Source organism: Frondihabitans sp. OV104, from assembly GCF_057787745.1.
This window is the reverse complement of record NZ_CM173541.1, coordinates 571703-592368: the sequence shown is the minus strand read 5'-3', so window position 1 is coordinate 592368 and position 20666 is coordinate 571703. Positions and strand designations below refer to the sequence as shown.

Here is a 20666-nt window from a genome sequence, read left to right as displayed (position 1 = left end):
GATGCGGGTGAAGGCCGCGTGCAAGGACCCGGGCGTATTGTGCGAGGCATGAGCACTGTTGCCCCGTCGTTCCCCGGTTGGATGGCGCGTCAGCGCTGGTATGCCACGAAGGGTGCCACCCCGAACATCCGCGTGATCGGCAGCATGGAGACCATGGTCGAGGACACCCTCGTCATGACCCTGCTGGTGATCGACGAGGCCCCGCTGCAGCCGGTGCTGTACCAGGTGCCGATGGTCGCCCGGACGGCGCCGCTGCCCGGTGGCGACAACGCGTTCATCGGTTCGAGCGACGGCTACTACCTCTACGACGGCCCGCGCGACCCGATCTACGCGCGCGGCCTTCTGACCACGATGGCCCAGCAGAGTCATGTCGACGGCTCCGACCTCACGGCCGACGGCGTGCTGCTCCAGGACCCGGGGCGGGTCGTGCGGACGCGGGTGCTCGAGGGCGAGCAGTCGAACACGTCGATCATCTACGACGTCGACGGGCCGGTCTCGAAGGTCATCGCGAAGGTCTTCCGCGTGCTGCACCACGGCGAGAACCCCGACGTCACCTCGCAGGCGGCGCTGACCGCCGGAGGCTCGACGCGTGTTCCGTCGTCGTTCGGCTTCGTCACGGCGAGCTGGACCGACCCGGGCCGCGACGAGGGCGTGGCGCACGGGCACCTCGCCTTCGCGCAGGAGTTCCTGGACGGGTCGGAGGACGCCTGGCGCGTCGCGCTCGAAGCCGCTCGCTACGGCCACGACTTCTCCGAGCAGGCGCATGCGCTCGGCAAGGCCACCGCCGAGGTGCACCACACCCTCGCCGAGCGCCTGGGGACGACTCCGGCCGGGCCCGCCGAGGTCGAGGGCGCCCTCGCCAGCATGCGACGCAGGATCGCGACGGCCTCCCGCGAGGTCCCCGCCGTCGCGGAGTACCGCGCCGCCATCGAGGCCGTCTACGACTCCGTCACCGACCTCCCCTGGCCCGACCTGCAGCGGATCCACGGCGACCTGCACCTCGGCCAGGCGCTCCAGTCACCCGAGCGCGGCTGGATCCTGCTCGATTTCGAGGGTGAGCCGCTCCGGCCGATGCCCGAGCGCTCGCGCCCCGACGTGCCGCTGCGCGACGTCGCGGGCATGCTGCGCTCGTTCGACTACGTCGCCGGGTCGCTGGCGCAGGAGCGCCCCCGCATCGACGCGACCGCCTGGGCGTCGGCCGCCCGCCGGGCCTTCGTCGACGGATACGTGGAGGCGTCGGGCGCGGACGTGCGCCAGCAGCGCGCGCTCCTCGACGCGTTCGAGATCGACAAGGCCGTCTACGAGGCCATCTACGAGTCGCGCAACCGCCCCGACTGGATCGGGATCCCGCTCGGGGCGATCGGGCGGCTGGTGGCGCGGAGCGCGCCCGCGGCCTGAGGGTCGGCGGCGGGCACGCAGTTCCTGCGCCCGGGCTCTAGGGCTTCGGGATGTTGCGCAGGTTCGAGCGCGCCATGGCGACCGCCTCGCCGGCGCCGCCGTTCATCACGACCTTCGACATCGCCAGCGCGAAGCCCTTGAGCTGCGTGCCGGTGATGGTCGGCGGCAGCGAGAGGGCGCGCGGGTCGGTGACGATGTCGACGAGGGCGGGTCCGTCGTGCTCGAAGGCGGCCTCGAGGGCGGTCTCGAGGTCGCCCGGGTCCTCGACCCGGACAGCGTGGATCCCGAGGGCCCGAGCGACGGCCGCGTAGTCGGTCGGGGGCACGTCGACGCCGAAGTCCGGCAGCCCTGCGACGAGCATCTCGACCTTGACCAGGCCGAGCGTCGAGTTGTTGAACACGACGATCTTGACCGGCACCTTGTAGGCGGCGACGGTCACGAGCTCGCCGAGCAGCATGGAGAGCCCGCCGTCGCCCGACATCGACACGACCTGGCGGCCCGGGTAGGCGAAGGCGGCGCCGACGGCCTGCGGCAGAGCGTTGGCCATCGAGCCGTGCAGGTACGAGCCGATGATGCGACGTCGGCCGTTGGGGGTCAGGTAGCGGGCGCTCCAGACGTTCGACATGCCGGTGTCGGCCGTGAAGATCGCGTCGTCCGAGGCGGCCTGGTCGACCAGCGAGGCGGCGAACTCGGGGTGGATCGGCACGATCTTGGTGGCGTCCTTCGTGTACGAGCCGACGACGCCGGTCATGAGCTTCTGGTGCTTCTTGAGCAGGCCGTCGAGGAATCTGCGGTTGGTCTTGCGCTTCAGCAGCGGCAGCAGAGCGCGGATCGCCGGGCCCACCTCGGCGTGCACGGGCAGGTGCACGTCGACCCGGCGGCCGATGTTCGCCGCGTTGGCGTCGATCTGCGCGACCTTGACCTTGTCGCCGTCGGGCAGGAACTGCTCGTACGGGAAGTCGGTGCCGAGCATCAGCATCACGTCGGCGTCGTGGATGCCCGCGTGCGCCGCCCCGTAGCCGAGTAGACCCGTCATCCCGACGTCGAACGGGTTGTCGTACTGGACGATGTCCTTGCCGCGCATCGAGTGGCCGACAGGCGCGAGCAGGAACTCGGCCAGCTCCACGACGGCATCGTGCTCGCCGACCGCGCCCGCCCCGACGAACAGCGCCACCGACTTCGCCGCGTTGAGGGCGTCGGCGAGGGCCTGGAGGTCGTCGGGGTTCGGCTCGAGAGTCGGCGGCTTCGTCGCCACGTACGCGGGCACATGGCCGGCCGCCTCGAACTCCGCGATGTCGCCCGGCAGCGTGATGACGCTGACGCCGTCGCCGGCCAGCGTGTGCCGGATCGCGCTCGCGACCACGCGCGGCGCCTGCTCGGCGGTCGAGATCATCTCGGAGTAGCCCGAGCACTCGGTGAACAGGCGGTCGGGGTGGGTCTCCTGGAAGTACGACATGCCGATCTGCTTCGCGGGGATGTGGCTGGCGATCGCGAGCACGGGCCCGCCGGAGCGGTGCGCGTCGTAGAGTCCGTTGATCAGGTGGAGGTTGCCGGGGCCGCACGAGCCCGCGCACACCGCCAGCTCGCCGGTCAGCTGAGCGTCGGCGGAGGCCATGAACGCGGCCGCCTCCTCGTGCCGCACGTGAATCCAGTCGATACCGCCCTTCGCCGACCCGCCGGTGCGTCTGACTGCGTCGACCACCGGGTTGAGGCTGTCGCCCACGATGCCGTAGATGCGACGCACCCCGGCCTCCACGAGCTGGGAGACGAGCTGGTCGGCGATGGTCTGAGCCATGGGGGTGAGCCTTTCGTTCGGAATCTCCACTCAACTCCAGGCCCGCCCGGCGTACCCTTTGACCATGACCACCATTGCCCATGACTACGTGCCCGCGGCCGGCACGATCACGATGTTCTCGACCGGCTGGTGCGGCTACTGCGCGCGCCTCAAGCAGCAGCTGACCAAAGACGGCATCGCCTACAACGAGATCAACATCGAAGAGGTCGACGGCACTGCCGAGATCGTCGAGAACGTCAACGGCGGCAATCAGACCGTGCCGACGGTGATCTTCCCCGACGGCACCTCGGCGACCAACCCGTCGCTGGCCGAGGTGAAGGCGCGGCTCTAGGCCTCAGCGCTTGTAGTCGTCGGGGTGATCCGTGCCGAGCTGGCGGTAGGGCTTCGAGGCGTGTGGCTGATCCTGCCGCGGATTCTTCTCGGGTAATGAGTCCGGTGTCTGTCCCAGTTTCCTCACGAACGTCACAGCGTTCACCACGGGAATCATCATCGCGAAGAGCGCGCCGAACGCGCCGAACGCGCCGAAGCCGTTACCCTCTCTTCCGATGACGACATCTACCATCCCGATCATGAAGGCCACCACGATTCCGCACGCTCCCAACGACGACAGGATCAGGCCTTGGAACGCCGGTCGGGGGTCATTCCATTCGGAGATCGACCGGTAGCGGTCCTGCTTGGATGACTTTGGGCGCCAGCGTGTCATGAGGATCCACGCGGCGATGCTGGCAAGCGCCACGCCAGCAGCCAGCGAGATCAGCACGTTCGGGACGCCATCGAAGACGCCGACCGCAGACAGGCCCGCGGAGCCGCCGAGACCGAGCGCGACGACCACGGCGGCCAGGATCCGCTGACGGCGGGGAGGGACGACCTCTCGGGCGTACGGAAGGAACAGCCGCCACCCGGCGCTCAAGTCGGCGCGGACTCCCACGACGGATCAGTCGGTCGAGTCGGGCGCCGCGAAGAACTCGATCGCGTTGCCGTCGGGGTCCTTGATGTTGAGGACGGTGCCGTAGTCCACCTCGACGAGGTCGCCCGGGATACCCGCGTCGGCGAGCCGGTTCTGGATGCGCACCACGTCGGAGCCGCTCGGGACGGCGAAGCTGACGTGATCGAGGCCCGGAACGAGCGGGTCGAAGCGCCCGGCCTTCTTCTCGGTGTACTCGGTCACACCGAAGATCTGGCCCCCTCCGGCAGGGAAGATCTTGCGGTCGAAGTCGTCGGTCACGATCTCGCCGACCGGCTTCGTCTCGAAGACGATCTCGTAGAACGGGAGGCTCTTCGCGTGGTCGGTGACCGTGATGGCGACGTGGGCGTAGCCGGAGAACTCGGGCATGGGGTCTCACTTCTCTGTACTGGTTCGAAATCGAGTGCTCGTTCGAAATGGGGCGCTCGTTCGGGCTCTTGCAGTCAACACCTGCCGCCCTCCAGGAGTTCTCCACAGACGTGTCGCGAGGCGTCCCCCGGTGGTCGCCGGTGCGCCACGCTTGTCGGGTGCAGATCGGCCCTCATCTCCTCGTCCACTCATCACATGACGACACCGAAGTCCGACGCGCGTGTCTCCGTGGCGACCTCGTCCGGGTCGTGCCCGGGCGCTACGTCCGGACTGCGCACTGGATGTCGCTGTCCCTCGACGAGAAGGAGATCATGCGCGTCGTCGCAGCGGTCACGACCCTGCACGGCACGGCGGTGGTCTCCCGCCTCTCTGCGGCGGCCCTCTGGGGCATGCCTCGCCTCGGTGCGCCACCCAAGCGAGTTCACGTGACAGATAGCAGGATCACTCAGACGGTGCAGAACGCGTTCACGGTGAAGCACGCGGGCTCACTGGGCCCGGCCGAGGTCGCCGAGCGCTTCGGAGTACTTGTCACGACGCCAACACGGACAGCTCTCGACATCGCACTGACGGCGTCCTTCCGGCAGTCCGTCGTCGTCCTCGACCATTGCCTCCGCTCCGGGCTCGTGACGAAGGACGGTCTCCGACGCGACCTCGAGCGTCAGCCGACGGCGCGAGGCAGCGTGAGAGCGGCTCGGGCCATCGACTTCGCCGACCACCGGGCGAATCGACCGGGCGAGTCGCTGAGCCGCGTGGTCATGCTCGAGGCGCGCATCGAGGCCCCCGAGCTTCAGGCGCCCTTCGACGGCCCCGACAGTCAACATGCCGACGTCGACTTCTTCTGGCCGGGCCTCGGGCTCGTCGGGGAGTTCGACGGCATGACCAAGTACCGCGACTCGGGCCGGTGGTCCGGGCTCGAGCCGCACGAGGTGGTGATCGCCGAGAAGGTGCGCGAGGACTGGATCAGGGCCGACCCCGCCGTGCGGGGCTTCGTCCGCTGGACGTGGCACGACGTGGTGGCATCGGGACGGCTGGCGGCTTTGCTGTCGGCGGCCATGAGGCCTCGCCTGCGCTAACCGTTGCACGCAGGGCTAACCGCCGCGACGGTTAGCTGTACGTGAAACGGTTAGCGGGGCGACTCAGCGGCGGGGCGGGCGGGGCTAGCGGCGGCGCTGCGGCGCCGCGCGACGCGCCGCGGGCGACGCCGACAGCGCGTCGGTGAGCAGTGCGACGAGCGCACCGAGCTGCACGTCGGCCGACGAGGTCACCTCTTCGTCCGAGCCGTCCAGCGCGCGGGCGGCGAGGCCGGCCTTCGAGTCGATGAGCTCGGCGATCTTGGTGTCGATCGTCTGGGCGGCGATCACACGCCACGCGGTGACGGGCTCCTCCTGGCCGATGCGGTGCACGCGGTCGATGGCCTGCGTCTGCTCGGCGTCGGTCCACGAGAGCTCGGCGAGCACCACGTTCGAGGCGACCTGAAGGTTGAGGCCGACGCCGGCGGCGGTGAGCGAGCAGACGATCACCTCGACCGAGGGGTCGTTCACGAACGCATCGATGTTCTTCTGGCGCACCGTCGACGACTGGTCGCCGCGGATCGACGCGAACTTGATGTCGCGGCGCTTGAAGGTGTCTTCGGCGACGTCCATGACGTCGATGTGCTTGGCGAAGAAGACGACCTTGCCGACGTTGCGCGCCAGCTGAGCGGTGTAGTCGGCGGCGAGGCCGGCCTTGGCCTGGCCGATGCGGCGCACCATGCTGAAGACGTTCTCGCCGGTCTTGCCGCCGTCGCCGTCTTCGAGCTCCCACTTGGCGACCTGGCGCACCAGGTCGTGGTCGATGCCCTCGACCTGCACGCCGGAGGTGCGGGTGGCGAGAGCGGTCTGGTAGCGGGCGACGAGCTTCTTGGCGAGGTCGCGCTCGGCCTCGCGGATGGAGCGGCCCGCCTCGTCGTCGAGCTCGACGGGGAGGTCGGCGATCCTGCGTGCCGGGATGTCGGCGGCCACGTCGACCTTGCGCCTGCGCACGATGCCGAGGTCGATCACCGAGGCGCGGGCCGATGCGAAGAAGCCGGGCTCGGCCGGGGTCAGACCGGTCTCTTCGAGTGCCTCCATCAATTCGGCGCCGGGCTTCTTGTCGTCAATCCAGCCCAGGAACTGCCAGATCGCCCTGAAGTCCTCGATGTCGTTGATCAGCGGCGTGCCGGTCAGCGCCATCAGGAGGGGGTGAGCCGTGCGGGCGCGGATCCGCGCCGAGAGCTGCAGCACGTTGCGCGAGCGCTGCGAGTCCTTGTTCTTGATGAAGTGCGCCTCGTCGACGACCATGCCGCGGAAGCCCAGGTCGCCGAGCCAGCCGACGTGGCGGTCGAGCACCTCGTAGTTGACGATGACGATGTCGGCGAAGCCGTCGATGGTGTCGCCGTCGCCGTGGATCACGGTGGCGGTGCGATTCGGGGTCCAGAGGCCGACCTCACGAGCCCAGTTCGTCTTGACGACGTTGGGCACGACGACGAGCAGGGGGTAGGCGTTCGCGGCCTGAGCGGCGAGGAGCGACTGCGCGGTCTTGCCGAGGCCTGGCTCGTCGGCGAGCAGGAAGGTGCGGTGGCCCTCGGCCGCCGCCTCGACGACCTGCGCCTGGTGGCGCATCATCTCGGCGCCGCCGGGGGCGCTGAGGGTGGTCGGCTCGGGGAGGTCCATGCACGCCGAGACACCGCCGGCGCCGTACTCGAACGACTTGAACAGGGGGCCGAAGAGCTCCCAGTTGGCCAGGCGGCGCGGGTGCGCCTCACGCTGCTCGGCGAGGGCGAAGTCGGGCGCGAGGAAGGGGTTCGCCAACTGGCGAGAGATGACCGACTGCGGGATCACCTGGCGCTCGGTCGAGACAGTCGGCGCTGCGGCCTCGATGGTGATGATGAGGTCGTCGGGGCTCATCTCGGCGCCGGCGGCCATGAGCATGTCGCGCTTGAGCGAGCGCGCGGTCTCGGAGACCACGACCTCTTCGGCGAGCAGGGCGATCAGCGAGGTGTCGCGCGCGGCCGCCTTCGCGAGGATCGTCGCTACGCCGTCGAGGCGCTTGAGCTGCTCGGCGCGGTCGGCGTCGCCGACCGTCTTGTCGCCCTTGACGCGGGCGCGCTCTTCGCGCATGAGGATCGCGACCACCTGGAACTTGGTGCGCCCGGACGGCTTGACGGGGCCGCGCTGCGCAGCGGCCTCGACCTCGCGGACGGCCTTGGCGAGGACGGGGATGATGCCGTCGTTGTCGAGGTCGCGGACGCGTCGATGGTTCGAGCGGGTGGCGGTTCGAGTACCGCCGGACTGGCGCTGGCCTGGTCGAGCCAAGGCTCCTCCTAGTGTGGCCTCCGGTCGGGCGGCACCGTGGTGTCGCGCCGGGAGGCGGGAAGGTCTGCATCGGGGCCGGTGGTTCGGCCGGATGCGGAAATGCTGAGAGACCGGCATTCGGTGGCGGCCCCCGGGTGCGACAGGCGGATCGGAGAGATCCGTCGGACACCTGGCAGGACCCGGGGCCGAAAGTCGCTGGCACGAACAGTCGCACAGGAAGGCGAAGCCGTGTTCCCGCTTATGCTACGCCCCGCTCGACCCCAAGGCCAGCGGAGTCCGCGCCGGGCGTGTCCGTCGTCGAGGGCCGGGCCGGTCAGTCGTCGTGACGGGCGAGGCCGCGACCGGCCGGACCCTCGATGACCTCTCCGGTGCGGGTGAAGCGGGAGCCGTGCAGCGGGCAGTCCCAGGTGAGCTCCTGGTCGTTCCAGGTGACGACGCCGGCGAGGTGAGGGCAGACGGCCGAGAGCGTGCAGGTCTCGCCCTCGACGGTCGAGCGCGCGACGGGCGTGAAGCCGTCGATGCCGACGCGTCCGTGCCCTTCGGACGGGATCTCGCCCTTCAGGAGCGGGTTGGTCAGCGCCCTGCCCCAGCCGCGGGCGAACGACCAGGCCACCGCGGCGTTCTCGCCGAGCGCGGCTCCGATGGCGACCGGGGTCGTGACACGGTGATGGATGGTGGTCATCCACGGAGTGTTGTCGCCGACGACGTCCGACACGAGCATGCGGGCGGCCGAGACCGCACCGGTCATGCCCCACGAGTCGTAGCCGGTCGCGAGGTAGATGCGCCCGCGCCCGCGCGGCAGGGAGCCGACGAACGGCACGCCGTGCGGCGTCGCGTAGTCCTGCCCGCTCCAGACCCGGCGGGTGTGCGCGGTGGGCCAGTGCGACCGCGTCCAGCGCTCGAGCGAGTGGGCGATCTGCGCCTCCGAGGAGGCTCGGCCGACACCGTGCGCTCCCCCGCCGACGATCAGCTGGCTGCCGAAGCTGCGCACCGAGCGCCCGCCGTCGTCGACGCCCTGGTACATGGCGTCGGGGAGCTCAGCCGCGTCGATGCCCGAGAACGCGAGGCCGAACGAGCGGCGCGGCGCGATCTTCGCGAAGTACAGGCCGCGGTCGAGGATGGGGGCGCCGGTCGTCAGGTGCACGCGCTCCGACGAGACGTCGCCGAGCGCGGTGTGCGTGGTCGCGGGATCGCCGGCATCGACGCCGGTGACGCGGGCGTTCTCGACGATGACGCCGCCGAGGGCGCGCAGGTCGGCGGCGAGCGCCGCGACGAGGTCGAGCGGGTCGAGCTGCGCCTGGTCGCGGAGGCGCACGGCGCCGATGGTCGCGAAAGGCGCGTCGACGTCGACGGTCTTCTCGAGGTCGAGCCCGGCGCCTCGGCCGACGAGGTACTCGGCGTCGACGCGGGCGAGTCCACGGCGGTCGGTCGCGTAGCTGTAGGCGTCGCGGCGCTCGACGTCGACGCCCGCGTCGGCGGCGTAGCCCAGGAGCCAGTCGAAGGCCTCGCCGGTGCCCGCCACGTACGCGTCGACGACGGACTGGTAGGTGCGGCGGCGGATCTTCTGCAGCTGCGCGCCCTGCAGGCGGCTGACCATCGCCGACGAGCTGGCCGTGGCGAGCCCTCCGACCCGGCCCGCCTCGAGGACTGCGACGGTGTGCCCGCGCCGGGCGAAGAGGAGGGCGGTCACGAGGCCGGTGAGGCCGGCGCCGATGACGACGTCGTCGTAGGTCGCGAGAGGTTCGAACTCGTCGGTCGGGATCTCGCGGACCTTGTCGAGCCAGATCGAGGTCACGCTTCCTCCAAAGACGGTCGGATCAGGTGTCGGAGCCCACGGTAGGCCCGTCTCCTGGCAGCGGCTCGGATCGGCGCGGCCAGAGCGCGCCCTCGGCGGCGTCGACCAGCTGGAGCGCCTTGCGGCGGCCGGTGTCGGTGCCGAGGGTGGCTTGTCCGCCGGCGTGCGCCAGCAGCTGGGAGGCGACCGTCGGCGCGAGCCGGTCGGCGATGTCGGGGTGCCGGTCGGTCCACTCGACCGACACGGCGTCGGCGATGCGCTCGCAGGCGCGGGCCTGCTCCTCGTCGCCGTTGCCGCGGTGCCACTGCGCCGTGACGACGAGGTGGGCGACGAGCGAGCCGGCGTCGCGCGCGGCGTGCCCGACGCCGGCGGTGTCGATGTCGAGCAGGCCGGTGACGTGGCCCGGCTGGTCGGGATCGACGAAGAGCTGCTCGAGGTGGAGGTCGCCGTGGACGACCCGCATCTCGTCGAATGACCAGGTCGAGGTGCGCGCCTCGATCTCGTCGTAGACGGCGTCGATCCCCGATGCCCGGTCGGGCAGCGACCCGGTGAGGCTGCGGCGGTGCCACGAGCCGTTGTCGAGGGCGTCGGCCTGGGCCGTCTGGGTGAGGTGCACGCGCGCGACGGTCTCGGAGAGCCCGACCACGGTGTCGACGAACGCACGTCCGGCCGCGAGGTCGATCACGCGGGTTCCGGCGGGTACGCCGTCGACGCGGCGCAGGATCAGGAGGCCGTCCGGCTGCGTCGCGACCACCGTCGGCACAGGCAGCCCCGCCTCCGCGAAGGCCGCGTGCAGCGCGGCGATGGGCTCGGCGCGGCTGGGTCGCACCACCTTCAGGAAGAGCGTGGCCTCGGAGCTCTCGAGCTTGATGACGGCGCGCTTGCCGGGGCGGTAGGCGGCCACGCTGAGGGTCGGATCGCTGACGGCGATGCCGATGCGGGCCAGGAGCTCGACGACGCGCTCGGGGTAGGTGACTGCGGCGAGCGCCGGCAGCGCCGGGTCGGCCGGGTAGGCCCAGACGCGCACGAGCTGACCGCTGCCCGGGTCGGCGACGACGTTCCCGCCGGCGGCGCGCGACGCCTCGACCGAGGACGGGTCGGTGTCGACGAACGTCAGGACGGTCGAGGAGGCACCCGCGGCGTCGATCGTGTCGACCTCGTATCCGAAGAGGTAGCCGCCGCCCGACGGCTCGACGGAGTGCGGCCGGAACGACACGACTCGGACCCCGCTGTCCGCGAACGCTGCGGGGAGGATCTCTCCTGAGTTGGGCCACACGAGCCACAGTCAAGCAGGAACGGCGAGATTTACTCAGGCGTCGGGCCGGTGCGCCGAAAGCGCGGCCCGTACCCTGGAGACCGTGCACGTGCCCCGGGTCCCGCTGATCTCCCGCCTTCGGCAGCCCTCGCGCCTGCCGCTGCTCCAGGTGGTCAAGACGTCGATCGCGGTCGTCGTCGCCTGGGTCGTGAGCTTCCTGGCGCTCGGCCAGCCGCTGCCGATCTTCGGCGCGATCGCCGCCCTCCTGGTGGTGCAGCCGAGCGTCAACCAGTCGTTCGCCCGCGGCCTCGAGCGCAGCGCGGGTGTCGTGATGGGTGTGGGCCTCGCCTACGTCGTCGGGGCCGTCCTCGGCCACGAGCACACCTGGGTGGTGCTGGTCGCCGTCGTGCTGGCGCTGCTGCTGGCCTGGCTCGTGAAGCTGACGCCGACGTCGAGCACTCAGGTGCCGATCTCGGCGATGCTCGTGCTGTCGGTGGGGGTCGTCACGCCCGGCTATGCTGTCGACCGCATCATCGAGACGGTGATCGGGGCGGTGGTGGCGCTGCTGGTCAACGCCCTGATCGTCCCGCCGGTGCTCCTCGGGCCGGCGCACCTCTCCGTCGGCCGGCTGGCTCGCGACCTCGGCACGGCCCTCGACGACCTGGCGGGCTCCCTCGAGCAGGCGACGCCGACGGCCGACCTCGACGCGATGCTCCTGCGGGCGCGCGAGCTCCGCGTGCTCCGCGACCAGGCCGCGTCGGCCGTCAAGACGGGCGAGGAGTCGCTCACCCTCAACCCGCGCGCCAGCCGGCAGCGCCGGGTGCTCGAGGCCGACCGAGCCCTGCTCGCCCCGCTCTCGAATCTGGTGCACCGCGTCGTCGCGATGACCCGCACCCTCCGCGACAACTACGACCCGGCGCTCGTCGACGACTCGGTGGTCGCCGGAATCGCCGAGGAGCTCCGTCGCGCCGCCCACGACGTGCGCCTGCTCGTGCACGACCGCGAGGAGACCGCTGCGCGGGGCGAGGGCGCAGGAACGGGCTCCCCCGACGACCTCCCCGCCCTGACCGCGCCCCTGCAGGTCATCCGCCCCGACCCCGACCACTGGATCCTGGTGGGGTCGCTTCTGGAGGACCTCCGCCGCGTGCGCGAGGAGCTGCGACAGTAGCGGCGAGTTCCTGCGCCCGCCTCCGGGGTTCAGCCCTGGAGCGCCGCCAGGATCGCCGCCCGGCCGGCCGGGTGGCCGAGGATGCGGAAGTGGCCGTCGATCGGCACGCTGACGTTGCGCGCCCCCTCGAGGCGGCTGCCGTCGGGCACGTGGCCGTCGAATCGCGCGAACACCGACGTGATGCGGGCGTTGACGTCGACGAGGCCGCTGAGGCGCACCAGACCGGCATCGTCGGTGCGGAACGCGCGGAGCGTCTTGCCGGGAGCGAACCGTGCCATGCGCGACCCTGAGAACGGGCTGTTGACGGCGACCATGCGGTCGATGCGAGCGCTGGCGTCGGTGTCGAGCATCATCGACTTTCCGACGAGGCCGCCCTTGCTGTGGGCCAGGACGACGACGCCGCGGAGGTCGTTGGCGTCGAGCACGCGCTGCGCGAGCTCGGCGGTCTCGGCGATCGGCCGTACGTTGTGCGCCATCCCGGGCACGATCACGACCGGGTGGCCCTGCTCGTTGAGGCGGTCGGCGAACCAGCGCAGCGTGCGCCACGACTCGTAGACGCCGGGCAGCAGCAGCACGGGCGCGAGGCCGCCCTCGCGGTACCGGGCAGGCACCGACGCGTTGCCGAACAGGCTCCGCGAGTGCGTTCGCACCGCGTAGGCGTAGTCGGCGGGCAGGAACTCGAGGTAGTGCAGGACGCTCCCCCGAGGGGTTCGCGCCCGCACGATCTTGCGCAGATCAGGCAGGGTCACGCCGCCAGCCTAGGCGCGGAGCAGCTCGCCGAGGTCGAGTGGCGACGGTGTCGTCAGGACGATGTCGGCGCTCTCGGCGAGCATGTCGTCCCAGCGCTGGCAGATCGACGCCCACGCCGGCGGGCATCCGGCGGCAGCGAGCAGCACTCGCTCGGCCGAGTCGCCGTACCCGGCCCGCGCGGCGGCCGCGGCGGCCTCCGGCACGATCCCGCTGATCTCGTCGACGACGCGCACGCGGTGCGCGAAGTCCATCTCCTCGATCGCGTCGAACGCATGGAAGGCGCTGGTCAGAGCGTTCTCCAGGTCGGTGATCTCACGCGGGACCCTGGCCCCCCGCACAGCGCTTCGAACTGCCGTCACGTCACTCATGACTGCCCCCTCAGGCCCCGCAGCTTTTCGGGAACCGCGGGTGTCTGCAGACTACACGAAAGGGGTACATTCTCTGCGCCCAATTTGAGGGACAACTGCGGGGTACAAACCGGGAGCGCGGAGCGTCACGGGCCTACCGTCCACTCTGACGCCGATTCACGGCGCCCCCACGACGACCACAAGGAGGAACCATGTTCCAAGGATCCGAGAAACTGCGCGACAGCATGCAGAAAGTGCTCGTCGACCTCATCGAGCTCCACGTCCAGGGCAAGCAGGCCCACTGGAACCTGCTCGGCTCGAACTTCCGCGACCTGCACCTGCAGCTCGACGAGATCGTCGACGCCGCCCGCGGGTTCTCGGACGAGGTGGCCGAGCGCATGCGCGCCGTCTACCTGGTGCCGGACGGCCGAACGAGCACCGTCACGAAGACGACCGCCCTGCCGGAGTTCCCCGAGGGCCCGGTCGAGACGACCGCCGTCGTCGATCTGATCGTCGAGCGGATGTACGCGGCCACCGAGACCATGCGCACGGTCCACGATGACATCGATGACGAAGACCCCACCACCGCCGACGTGCTGCACTCGATCCTCGAGCGGCTCGAGCAGCTCGCCTGGATGACCGGTGCGGAGAACCGCCACCCCGCCGCCGACGCCAAGAGCAAGGCGACGCGCGAGCGCGACGAGAAGGCGGAAGAGGCCGGACTCGACCGCGTCGGCGCCATCGCCAACTGATCGACCCGCCCGCTCACCCCTGATTGGAGCTTCCATGGCCGACGCCGACACTGCGCCCGCTGACACCGCCGTTGCAGAGACGGCGGCTGCCGAATACGTCATCGTCGGAGGCGGGATGGTCGCCGATGCGGCCGCCCGCGGCATCCGCGAGCGCGACGCGACCGGGTCGATCCTCATCCTGAGCGACGACGTCGACCAGCCGTACACCCGGCCGGCGCTGTCGAAGAAGCTGTGGACCGATGACAGCTTCACCGCCAGCGACAACGACCTGGGCACGGCCGCCGAGACGGGCGCCGAGATTCGCCTGCGCACCTCGGTCGACAGGATCGACCGCACCGGCCGGACCGTCACCACGACCGACGGCGAGACCATCGGCTACGGCCGGCTCCTGCTTGCCACAGGCGGACGGCCGAAGACGCTCGATCTGCCGGACGACGACCGCGTGATCTACTTCCGCACGGCGGCCGACTACCGGAATCTGCGTGAGCTGTCGGGCTCCGGCAAGCACGTCGCCGTCATCGGCGGCGGCTACATCGGGTCGGAGCTGGCCGCGGCACTCGTGCAGAACGACACGGCCGTCACGATCGTCTTCCCCGACCCCGACCTCGGTGCCTCGCTGTTCCCCGAGCGGGTCGACGCGAAGTTCGAGTCGCGGTTCGTCGAGCACGGCGTCACGCTCCGCGCGAACAGCCGTCTCCGCAGCGGCACGGCCAAGGGCGACAGCTTCGAGCTGGTGCTCGACGACGGCTCGACGCTCCGGGCCGACGGCGTCGCGGTCGGGCTGGGCATCGAGCCGAACACCGAGCTCGCCGAGAAGGCCGGGCTCGCCGTCGACGACGGCATCCTGGTCGATGCGCGTCTTGCGACCGACGACCCGTTCGTCTACTCCGCCGGCGACGTCGCGTCGTACCCGGACCCGATCCTGGGTCGACGTCGTGTCGAGCACGTCGACAACGCGAAGGAGCAGGGAGCCGCGGTCGGCCGGATCATGGCCGGCTCGGATGAGAAGTACACGCATACGCCGATGTACTACTCCGACGTGTTCGACCTGGGCTACGAGGCCGTCGGCAGGCTCGACGCCTCGCTCGAGACGGTGGAGGACTGGAAGGACGACGACAGCGTCGTCGTCTACTACCTCGAAGGCGGCGTGCCCGTGGGCGTGCTGCTCTGGAACGTGTGGGACTCCACCGACAAGGCGCGTCAGATCCTCGCCGAGGCGCGGGCGCTCACGCCCGACAACCTCGTCGGCCTGATCTAGCAGCTCATCCAGCCCGTCAGCCGAAGAGGCGGGGCAGCACGCCCGGTCGGTCGAGCTCGACGGCGAACAGACCGCCGGAGAGCGGAGACTCCTGGAGCTGCTGCTCCGTCGCGTTCTCCCGCGCCGACCCCACGTAGAGCGTCGTCAGATCAGCGCCGCCGATCGTGATGCCGGTCACGTTCGGCGCGGGCAGGGCGATCGTCTCGAGCAGCTCGCCTGTGGCCGACAGGTGCACCACCTCGCCGTCGCCGTAGATCGCGCTCCAGAACTCCCCCAGCGAGTCGCGGACGAGCCCGTCGTGCGTGCGCCCGGTCGCGAACGGCACCAGCTCGCCGAGAGTGCCGTCGGCGTCGTACGAGGCCTGGTAGATCGTCTGCACGGCGGTGTCGGTCACCCACATCACGCTGCCGTCGTCGGAGAACTCGATTCCGTTGGTCGTGCCGAAGCCGCCGGTGAGCACCGTGACCTCGCCAGACGGAGTGATCCGGTAGAGGCCCGCGTCCGGGTCGTCACGGGTCGCATCCATGCCGCCGACGACGAAGTTGCCGAACGGGTCGCACTTGCCCTCGTTGAAGCGGATGCCGGCGTGCGAGTGGTCGACGCGCACGAGGTCGCGCTCGTAGACGCCGGCGTCGTCGGTGAGCACGACGCGATCCTGGAGGGCCACGACGAGGCCGCCACCGGAGCGCCTCTGGAACGAGGCCAGTGGAGGCGGCAGCACCGCCTCGAGTTCCTGCGCCCCGTCCGGGCTCGCCCGGTGCAGCGTGCCGGCGGTGATGTCGCACCAGAGAATCTGCTGGGCGTCGGCGTCCCACACGGGGCTCTCGATGAGGATGGCGCGGGCGTCGACGATGAGGCGCGGTTCGGAGGTCACCCGGTCAGGTCTATCAGGCGGGGGACGCCGCCGGTGCGCACTCAGGGGCACCGGAGCATCGTGGGTGCGTGACCGATACGATCGACCAGCCCACCGTCCGCGACTGGCGCTCGCCCTCGCAGCGCACCGACGGCTACCAGCCCCTCCGCTCGTACGCCGCGATCGGAGACGGCCGCACGGTCGCCCTCATCGCCGACGACGGTCAGATCGACTGGCTGCCTCTGCCCGAGATGAACACGGCGCCGGTGATCGCCGGGCTGCTCGACGCCGGGCGCGGCGGCTTCTTCGAGCTGCGACCCACGGCCGACTTCGAGGTAGACCGGTCGTACCTCGAGGGCACCAACGTCCTGACCACGCGCTTCCGCACCGCGACCGGCGAGGTCGAGATCACGGACGCCCTCGTGACGGGCGTCGCGGGCCGCCTGCCCTGGTCGGAGCTGGTGCGCCGCATCGAGGGCGTCGAGGGCAGCGTGGAGATGACCTGGGCGGTCGTGCCGGGCAACGTCTTCGACACCCACGACGTCGAGCGCGTCGACACGGTCCACGGCCCCGTCCTTCGGGCCGGCGACGTCAACCTCGTGCTCATCGGCTCCGACCACGGCCGCACCGATCCGACGGGTCCCGGCGACGGCGTCTCCGACGAGGCGGCGGAGTTCCGCGGAGCCTTCACGACGACGCCCGGCTCGCGCACGATCCTCTGCCTCTGCGGCACCGACGACGAGCCCGTCCACATCCCGAACGCCGAGGTCGTCGACCAGGGCGTCGACCGCACCGTCGACAACTGGGCGCTGTGGTCGAAGAACTTCTCCTGGGTCGGCCCGTGGTCGGAGGCCGTCACCCGCTCCACCCTCGCGCTCAAGCTCCTGATCTACAGCCCCACCGGCGCGATCGCCGCCGCGGCCACCGCCGCCGTGCCCGAGAACTTCACCGGCCGCAAGAACTGGGACTACCGCTTCGCCTGGGTGCGCGACCTCGCCTACACGGTGCAGGCGCTCCTCAACTTCGGCCTCCGCGAGGAGCCCCACGCCGCCGTCTCGTGGATCCTGAGCTGCCTCAAGGAGCACGGCCGCGAGATGCACATCTTCTTCACCCTCGACGGCGGGCTGCCCGACGGAACGACGCTGACCGAGGCCGAGGGCTGGCGCGGCATAGGCCCGGTCTACGACGGCAACCCGGCGTCGGGGCAGCTGCAGCTCGGCGTGTTCGCCGACATCCTGGCGATCCTGAGCCAGTACGCCTCGGGCGGCAACATCATCGACGCCTCCACCGACGAACTCCTGTGCTCGTTCGCCGACGAGGCCTGCCGCCGGTGGCAGGAGGAGGACTCGGGCATGTGGGAGCTCGGCGACCTCCAGCACTACACGTCGAGCAAGATGGGCTGCTGGCAGGCCATCGACGCCGCCTGCCACCTCGCCGACATCGGCCAGCTGCACCCCTCCGACGACGATCTCGCGCACTGGAAGAAGAACGCGCGGCTGATCCGCGAGTACGTCGACGAGAAGTGCTGGTCGGAGTCGCGTGGTGCGTACCTGATGTACCCCGGGTCGCAGGAACTCGACGCCTCCGTCCTCCTGCACGCCCCCACGGGCTTCGACCGCGGCGAGCGCATGTCGCGCACGATCGACGCGCTCCGCGACGAGCTCGGCCGGGGCCCGCTCCTGTACCGCTACTCGGGCATGGACGCCGAGGAGGGCACCTTCACGGCGTGCGCGTTCTGGTGCGCGGCCGCGCTGGCCTGCGTGGGCCGGCTCGACGAGGCCGTGGCCCTGATGGACGAGCTGGTGGAGCAGGTCAACGACGTCGGGATGCTCTCCGAGATGATCTCGGAGAACGGCGAGTTCCTGGGCAATCTGCCCCAGGGCCTCAGCCACCTCGCGCTGGTCAACGCGGTCATCACGATCGACCAGCTGACGAAAGAGAAGGGCGAGGACGAGGGCGACGAAGTCGGAGCGTGACAGCTGATCGCGTAGTTTCGGGGCATGCCGCTCCGCATCGTGAACGTGAACGTCAAGGCCCGTGACGACCAGGCACTCGGCCGCTTCTGGGCCGACGCGCTCGGCTGGAGCACCGACAGCGAGGGCCCGGGCGTCACGAGCGCCTACCCCGACGGCCTCGAGTGGCCCGACGCGTCGGCGGTGTGCATCGACGCGGTCAGCGTGCCCGACCCCGAGACCGTGCACTACCGGGTGCGCATCGAGCTGGCCACCGAATCGCTCGAGCACCGCGCAGCCCTGATCGAGCGCCTGCTCGGGCTCGGGGCGACCCGCCTCGACGCGGGGTTCGCCGACCCCGAGGGCAATGTCTTCCGGGTGCAGGATCCCCGCCCCGCCGAGAGCGCGACCGGGCCGATCGGGGCGATTGTGCTCGAGTGCGACCACCCGCGCAGCCAGGCGGCGTTCTGGGCGGCGGCGACCGACTGGGTCGCCGTCGAGCGGCCCGAGCAGCGAGACCAGCACGACGGCCCGGCGCGGTTGCGGTCGGCGGCCGGGGTCGGGCCGTTCGTGGAGTTCGTCGAGGCGCCCGGAGTTCCTGCGCCCAGCCGGTTTCACATCGACCTGAAGCCGTACGCCGCCGACGACCAGGCGGCCGAGGTCTCACGGCTGCACTCGCTCGGGGCCGTCGACATCGACCTCGGGCAGGGCGACTCGGCGTGGAAGTGCCTCGCCGACCCCGAGGGCAACGACTTCTGCGTGCTGGCGGCGGGCTAGCCGGCCTTCGCTGTGCCGTCCTTCGTGGCTGTGCCGCTCTTCTTCGCCGTGCCGCTCTTCTTGGCGACCGCCGGCTTCTTCGCCGCGGCCTTCTTCGCCGTCGCCTTCTTCGCGGCGGGGGCGGGCTTCTTCGCACCCTTGGCGGCCCGGTTCTTCTCGACGCTCGCGCGCAGGGCGTCCATCAGGTCGATGACCTCGCCGCCCCCCGCCGACGAACCCGACTCGTCGTCGTCCGACGTCTCGCCGAAGGTGGCGTCGGTGTCGAGCGTCTCGCCCTCCTCGAGCTTGGCGTCGATGAGCTGCTGAAGCTCCTTCTGGTAGTCGTCGCTGAAGTCGGCGGGCTCGAAGTCGTCCGAGAGGCTGTCGACGAGGCTGGCCGACATGTCAAGCTCCTTGTCGGTGATGCGGATGCCCTTCGACAGCGCCGGGAAGTCGGCGTCGCGCACCTCGTCGTCCCAGAGGAGCGACTGCAGCATGAGCACCGTGCCGCGCACGCGGAGGGCGCCGAGCCGGGTCTTCTGCCGCAGCGAGAAGTGCACGATCGCGGTGCGGTCCGTCTCTTCGAGGGTGCGCCGCAGCAGAACGTACGCTTTCGCCGACGAGCCGTCGGGCTCCAGGAAGTACGAGCGGTCGAACATGATCGGATCGAGCTGGTCGCTCGGCACGAACTCGAGCACGTCGATCTCACGGCTGCGCTCCTCGGGCAGCGACGAGAGGTCGTCGTCGGTGAGCACGACCGTCTGGTCGCCGTCGTCGAACGCCTTGTCGATGTGCTCGTAGTCGACCACCTTGCCGCACACCTCGCACCGGCGCTGGTAGCGGATGCGCCCGCCGTCTTCGTCGTGCACCTGGTGCAGCGAGATGTCGTGGTCTTGGGTGGCGCTGTAGACCTTCACCGGCACGTTGACGAGGCCGAAGGTGATGGCGCCCTTCCAGATCGATCGCATGCGGCCAGTGTGCTCCCGCCGCGGGGTGAGGGGTACACGATTCCCGATGCGGAGTTGACTCGACGGATGAGCCAGTACGAGAAGAAGGATCCGATCAGCCTCTACCCCGCCCCGCCGTTCCCGGAGCAGGATCAGTCGCTGCCGGGCCGCGCCTCGAAGATGCGCCCGAAGCCCGACCACGGCGAGGAGAGCTACGTCGGCCTCGAGCGCCTGAAGGGGTTCCGCGGAATCGTCACCGGCGCCGACTCCGGCATCGGCCGTGCCGCCGCGATCGCGCTGTCGCGCGAAGGCGCCGACCTCGTGCTCACCTACCTGCCCGACGAGCAGGAGGACGCCGAGGAGGTGCGCGACCTGCTCGAGGCCGAGGGCCGCAAGGCCGTTCTCGTTCCGGGCGACATCAGCGACGAGTGGTTCTGCGGCGCTCTCGTCGACACGGCCGTCAAGGAGCTCGGAGGCCTCGACACCCTCGTCATGGTGGCCGGCCACCAGGAGAGCCACCCCGACATCCTCGAGATGTCGACTGACGGCATCGACGCGACGTTCAAGACCAACCTCTACTCGCTGTTCTGGCTGACCCAGGCGGCGATCCCCCACCTCGAGCCGGGATCGTCGATCGTGACGACCGGGTCGATCCAGGGCAGCCAGCCCTCCCCCGACAAGCTCGACTACGCCATGTCGAAGGGCGCGATCGGCGTCTTCACCGCGGCCCTCGCCCAGCAGCTCGCGCCGAAGGGGATCCGGGTCAACTCGGTCGCCCCCGGTCCGGTGTGGACGCCGCTGCAGCCCGCGTCTCAAGACCCGGAGCGCGTCTCCGAGTTCGGCTCCGACTCCCCCTACGGCCGCCCCGGGCAGCCGGCCGAGCTGGGCGCCGCGTACGTGCACCTCGTCAGCCCCGAGTCGAGCTACACCTCGGGCGCGACGATCACGATCGCCGGCGGCACCGCGGCCTTCTGA

The 20666-nt window shown here is 70.6% G+C and carries 19 protein-coding genes; 9 read left to right on the top strand and 10 right to left on the bottom strand.

All coding sequences use genetic code 11. The features are described from left to right. Positions 1-48: 48 nt before the first annotated feature. Positions 49-1398, top strand: coding sequence for a maltokinase N-terminal cap-like domain-containing protein (locus AC3CBB_RS02855; protein ID WP_488625912.1), 1350 nt, complete (start codon positions 49-51; stop codon positions 1396-1398). A 37-nt stretch (positions 1399-1435) separates the two neighbouring features. Here AC3CBB_RS02855 and AC3CBB_RS02850 read toward each other — a convergent pair whose 3' ends face one another. Further along, the gene (locus AC3CBB_RS02850; RefSeq protein ID WP_488625911.1) at positions 1436-3193 is read right to left on the bottom strand and encodes a pyruvate dehydrogenase; all 1758 of its coding nucleotides are present in this window, start codon (positions 3191-3193) and stop codon (positions 1436-1438) included. A 64-nt stretch (positions 3194-3257) separates the two neighbouring features. On the opposite strand from AC3CBB_RS02850, the gene AC3CBB_RS02845 reads away from it, so the two are divergent. After that, a complete protein-coding gene (locus AC3CBB_RS02845; protein WP_488625910.1) occupies positions 3258-3524 on the top strand; it encodes a mycoredoxin in 267 nt (88 codons plus the stop codon). 3 nt (positions 3525-3527) lie between these two features. On the opposite strand, the gene AC3CBB_RS02840 is transcribed toward AC3CBB_RS02845, so the two are convergent. Both AC3CBB_RS02840 and AC3CBB_RS02835 read right to left on the bottom strand, forming a co-directional pair. Further along, positions 3528-4121: a hypothetical protein gene (locus AC3CBB_RS02840; protein ID WP_488625909.1), complete on the bottom strand. Its 594-nt coding sequence runs from the start codon at positions 4119-4121 to the stop codon at positions 3528-3530. Between the two features lie 6 nt (positions 4122-4127). After that, positions 4128-4526 carry a VOC family protein gene (locus AC3CBB_RS02835; protein WP_488625908.1) on the bottom strand — a complete coding sequence of 133 codons (399 nt, stop codon included), beginning with the start codon at positions 4524-4526 and terminating at the stop codon, positions 4128-4130. Positions 4527-4807: 281 nt separating this feature from the next. Here AC3CBB_RS02835 and AC3CBB_RS02830 point away from each other — a divergent pair, with 281 nt between their 5' ends. Then, positions 4808-5599: a type IV toxin-antitoxin system AbiEi family antitoxin gene (locus tag AC3CBB_RS02830; RefSeq protein WP_488625907.1), complete on the top strand. Its 792-nt coding sequence runs from the start codon at positions 4808-4810 to the stop codon at positions 5597-5599. A gap of 84 nt (positions 5600-5683) precedes the next feature. Here AC3CBB_RS02830 and AC3CBB_RS02825 read toward each other — a convergent pair whose 3' ends face one another. The 3 genes from AC3CBB_RS02825 to AC3CBB_RS02815 all read right to left on the bottom strand — a co-directional run bounded on the left by AC3CBB_RS02825 (position 5684) and on the right by AC3CBB_RS02815 (position 10929). Continuing rightward, positions 5684-7858, bottom strand: coding sequence for a DEAD/DEAH box helicase (locus AC3CBB_RS02825; protein ID WP_488625906.1), 2175 nt, complete (start codon positions 7856-7858; stop codon positions 5684-5686). A 313-nt stretch (positions 7859-8171) separates the two neighbouring features. Then, positions 8172-9653: an FAD-dependent oxidoreductase gene (locus tag AC3CBB_RS02820; protein WP_488625905.1), complete on the bottom strand. Its 1482-nt coding sequence runs from the start codon at positions 9651-9653 to the stop codon at positions 8172-8174. 22 nt (positions 9654-9675) lie between these two features. After that, entirely contained in the window at positions 9676-10929 is a 1254-nt protein-coding gene (locus AC3CBB_RS02815; RefSeq protein ID WP_488625904.1) for a phosphotransferase family protein, read from the bottom strand. 82 nt (positions 10930-11011) lie between these two features. Here AC3CBB_RS02815 and AC3CBB_RS02810 point away from each other — a divergent pair, with 82 nt between their 5' ends. Then, entirely contained in the window at positions 11012-12076 is a 1065-nt protein-coding gene (locus AC3CBB_RS02810) for an FUSC family protein (RefSeq protein WP_488625903.1), read from the top strand. 29 nt (positions 12077-12105) lie between these two features. Here AC3CBB_RS02810 and AC3CBB_RS02805 read toward each other — a convergent pair whose 3' ends face one another. Both AC3CBB_RS02805 and AC3CBB_RS02800 read right to left on the bottom strand, forming a co-directional pair. After that, a complete protein-coding gene (locus AC3CBB_RS02805; protein WP_488625902.1) occupies positions 12106-12825 on the bottom strand; it encodes an esterase/lipase family protein in 720 nt (239 codons plus the stop codon). A gap of 9 nt (positions 12826-12834) precedes the next feature. Further along, a complete protein-coding gene (locus AC3CBB_RS02800) occupies positions 12835-13194 on the bottom strand; it encodes a hypothetical protein (protein WP_148061182.1) in 360 nt (119 codons plus the stop codon). Positions 13195-13385: 191 nt separating this feature from the next. Here AC3CBB_RS02800 and AC3CBB_RS02795 point away from each other — a divergent pair, with 191 nt between their 5' ends. Together AC3CBB_RS02795 and AC3CBB_RS02790 are read left to right on the top strand one after the other, a co-directional pair. Beyond that, positions 13386-13925, top strand: a complete 540-nt coding sequence (locus AC3CBB_RS02795; protein WP_123506026.1) for a Dps family protein — start codon at positions 13386-13388, stop codon at positions 13923-13925. A 34-nt stretch (positions 13926-13959) separates the two neighbouring features. Beyond that, entirely contained in the window at positions 13960-15183 is a 1224-nt protein-coding gene (locus AC3CBB_RS02790) for an NAD(P)/FAD-dependent oxidoreductase (RefSeq protein WP_488625901.1), read from the top strand. Positions 15184-15199: 16 nt separating this feature from the next. Here AC3CBB_RS02790 and AC3CBB_RS02785 read toward each other — a convergent pair whose 3' ends face one another. Continuing rightward, positions 15200-16057 (bottom strand): SMP-30/gluconolactonase/LRE family protein, encoded by an 858-nt coding sequence (locus AC3CBB_RS02785; protein WP_488625900.1) that lies wholly within the window; start codon positions 16055-16057, stop codon positions 15200-15202. A 68-nt stretch (positions 16058-16125) separates the two neighbouring features. Between AC3CBB_RS02785 and AC3CBB_RS02780 the strand changes: the two genes are divergently transcribed. Both AC3CBB_RS02780 and AC3CBB_RS02775 read left to right on the top strand, forming a co-directional pair. Continuing rightward, entirely contained in the window at positions 16126-18012 is a 1887-nt protein-coding gene (locus AC3CBB_RS02780; protein WP_488625899.1) for a glycoside hydrolase family 15 protein, read from the top strand. Positions 18013-18036: 24 nt separating this feature from the next. Continuing rightward, positions 18037-18765, top strand: coding sequence for a VOC family protein (locus AC3CBB_RS02775; protein WP_488625898.1), 729 nt, complete (start codon positions 18037-18039; stop codon positions 18763-18765). On the opposite strand, the gene ku is transcribed toward AC3CBB_RS02775, so the two are convergent. Then, on the bottom strand, positions 18762-19712 hold the full coding sequence (gene ku, locus AC3CBB_RS02770) for a non-homologous end joining protein Ku (RefSeq protein WP_488625897.1): 951 nt from the start codon (positions 19710-19712) through the stop codon (positions 18762-18764). The genes AC3CBB_RS02775 and ku overlap by 4 nt on opposite strands. A 66-nt stretch (positions 19713-19778) precedes the next feature. Between ku and AC3CBB_RS02765 the strand changes: the two genes are divergently transcribed. Next, positions 19779-20666, top strand: a complete 888-nt coding sequence (locus AC3CBB_RS02765) for an SDR family oxidoreductase (protein WP_488625896.1) — start codon at positions 19779-19781, stop codon at positions 20664-20666.

Coding starts and splice junctions, on each gene's coding strand:
- AC3CBB_RS02765 (WP_488625896.1), top strand. CDS start 19,779: ATGAGCCAGTACGAGAAGAAGGATCCGATCAGCCTCTACCCCGCCCCG.
- AC3CBB_RS02775 (WP_488625898.1), top strand. CDS start 18,037: ATGCCGCTCCGCATCGTGAACGTGAACGTCAAGGCCCGTGACGACCAG.
- AC3CBB_RS02800 (WP_148061182.1), bottom strand. CDS start 13,194: ATGAGTGACGTGACGGCAGTTCGAAGCGCTGTGCGGGGGGCCAGGGTC.
- AC3CBB_RS02850 (WP_488625911.1), bottom strand. CDS start 3,193: ATGGCTCAGACCATCGCCGACCAGCTCGTCTCCCAGCTCGTGGAGGCC.
- AC3CBB_RS02855 (WP_488625912.1), top strand. CDS start 49: ATGAGCACTGTTGCCCCGTCGTTCCCCGGTTGGATGGCGCGTCAGCGC.
- AC3CBB_RS02790 (WP_488625901.1), top strand. CDS start 13,960: ATGGCCGACGCCGACACTGCGCCCGCTGACACCGCCGTTGCAGAGACG.
- AC3CBB_RS02830 (WP_488625907.1), top strand. CDS start 4,808: ATGTCGCTGTCCCTCGACGAGAAGGAGATCATGCGCGTCGTCGCAGCG.
- ku (WP_488625897.1), bottom strand. CDS start 19,712: ATGCGATCGATCTGGAAGGGCGCCATCACCTTCGGCCTCGTCAACGTG.
- AC3CBB_RS02835 (WP_488625908.1), bottom strand. CDS start 4,526: ATGCCCGAGTTCTCCGGCTACGCCCACGTCGCCATCACGGTCACCGAC.
- AC3CBB_RS02845 (WP_488625910.1), top strand. CDS start 3,258: ATGACCACCATTGCCCATGACTACGTGCCCGCGGCCGGCACGATCACG.
- AC3CBB_RS02795 (WP_123506026.1), top strand. CDS start 13,386: ATGTTCCAAGGATCCGAGAAACTGCGCGACAGCATGCAGAAAGTGCTC.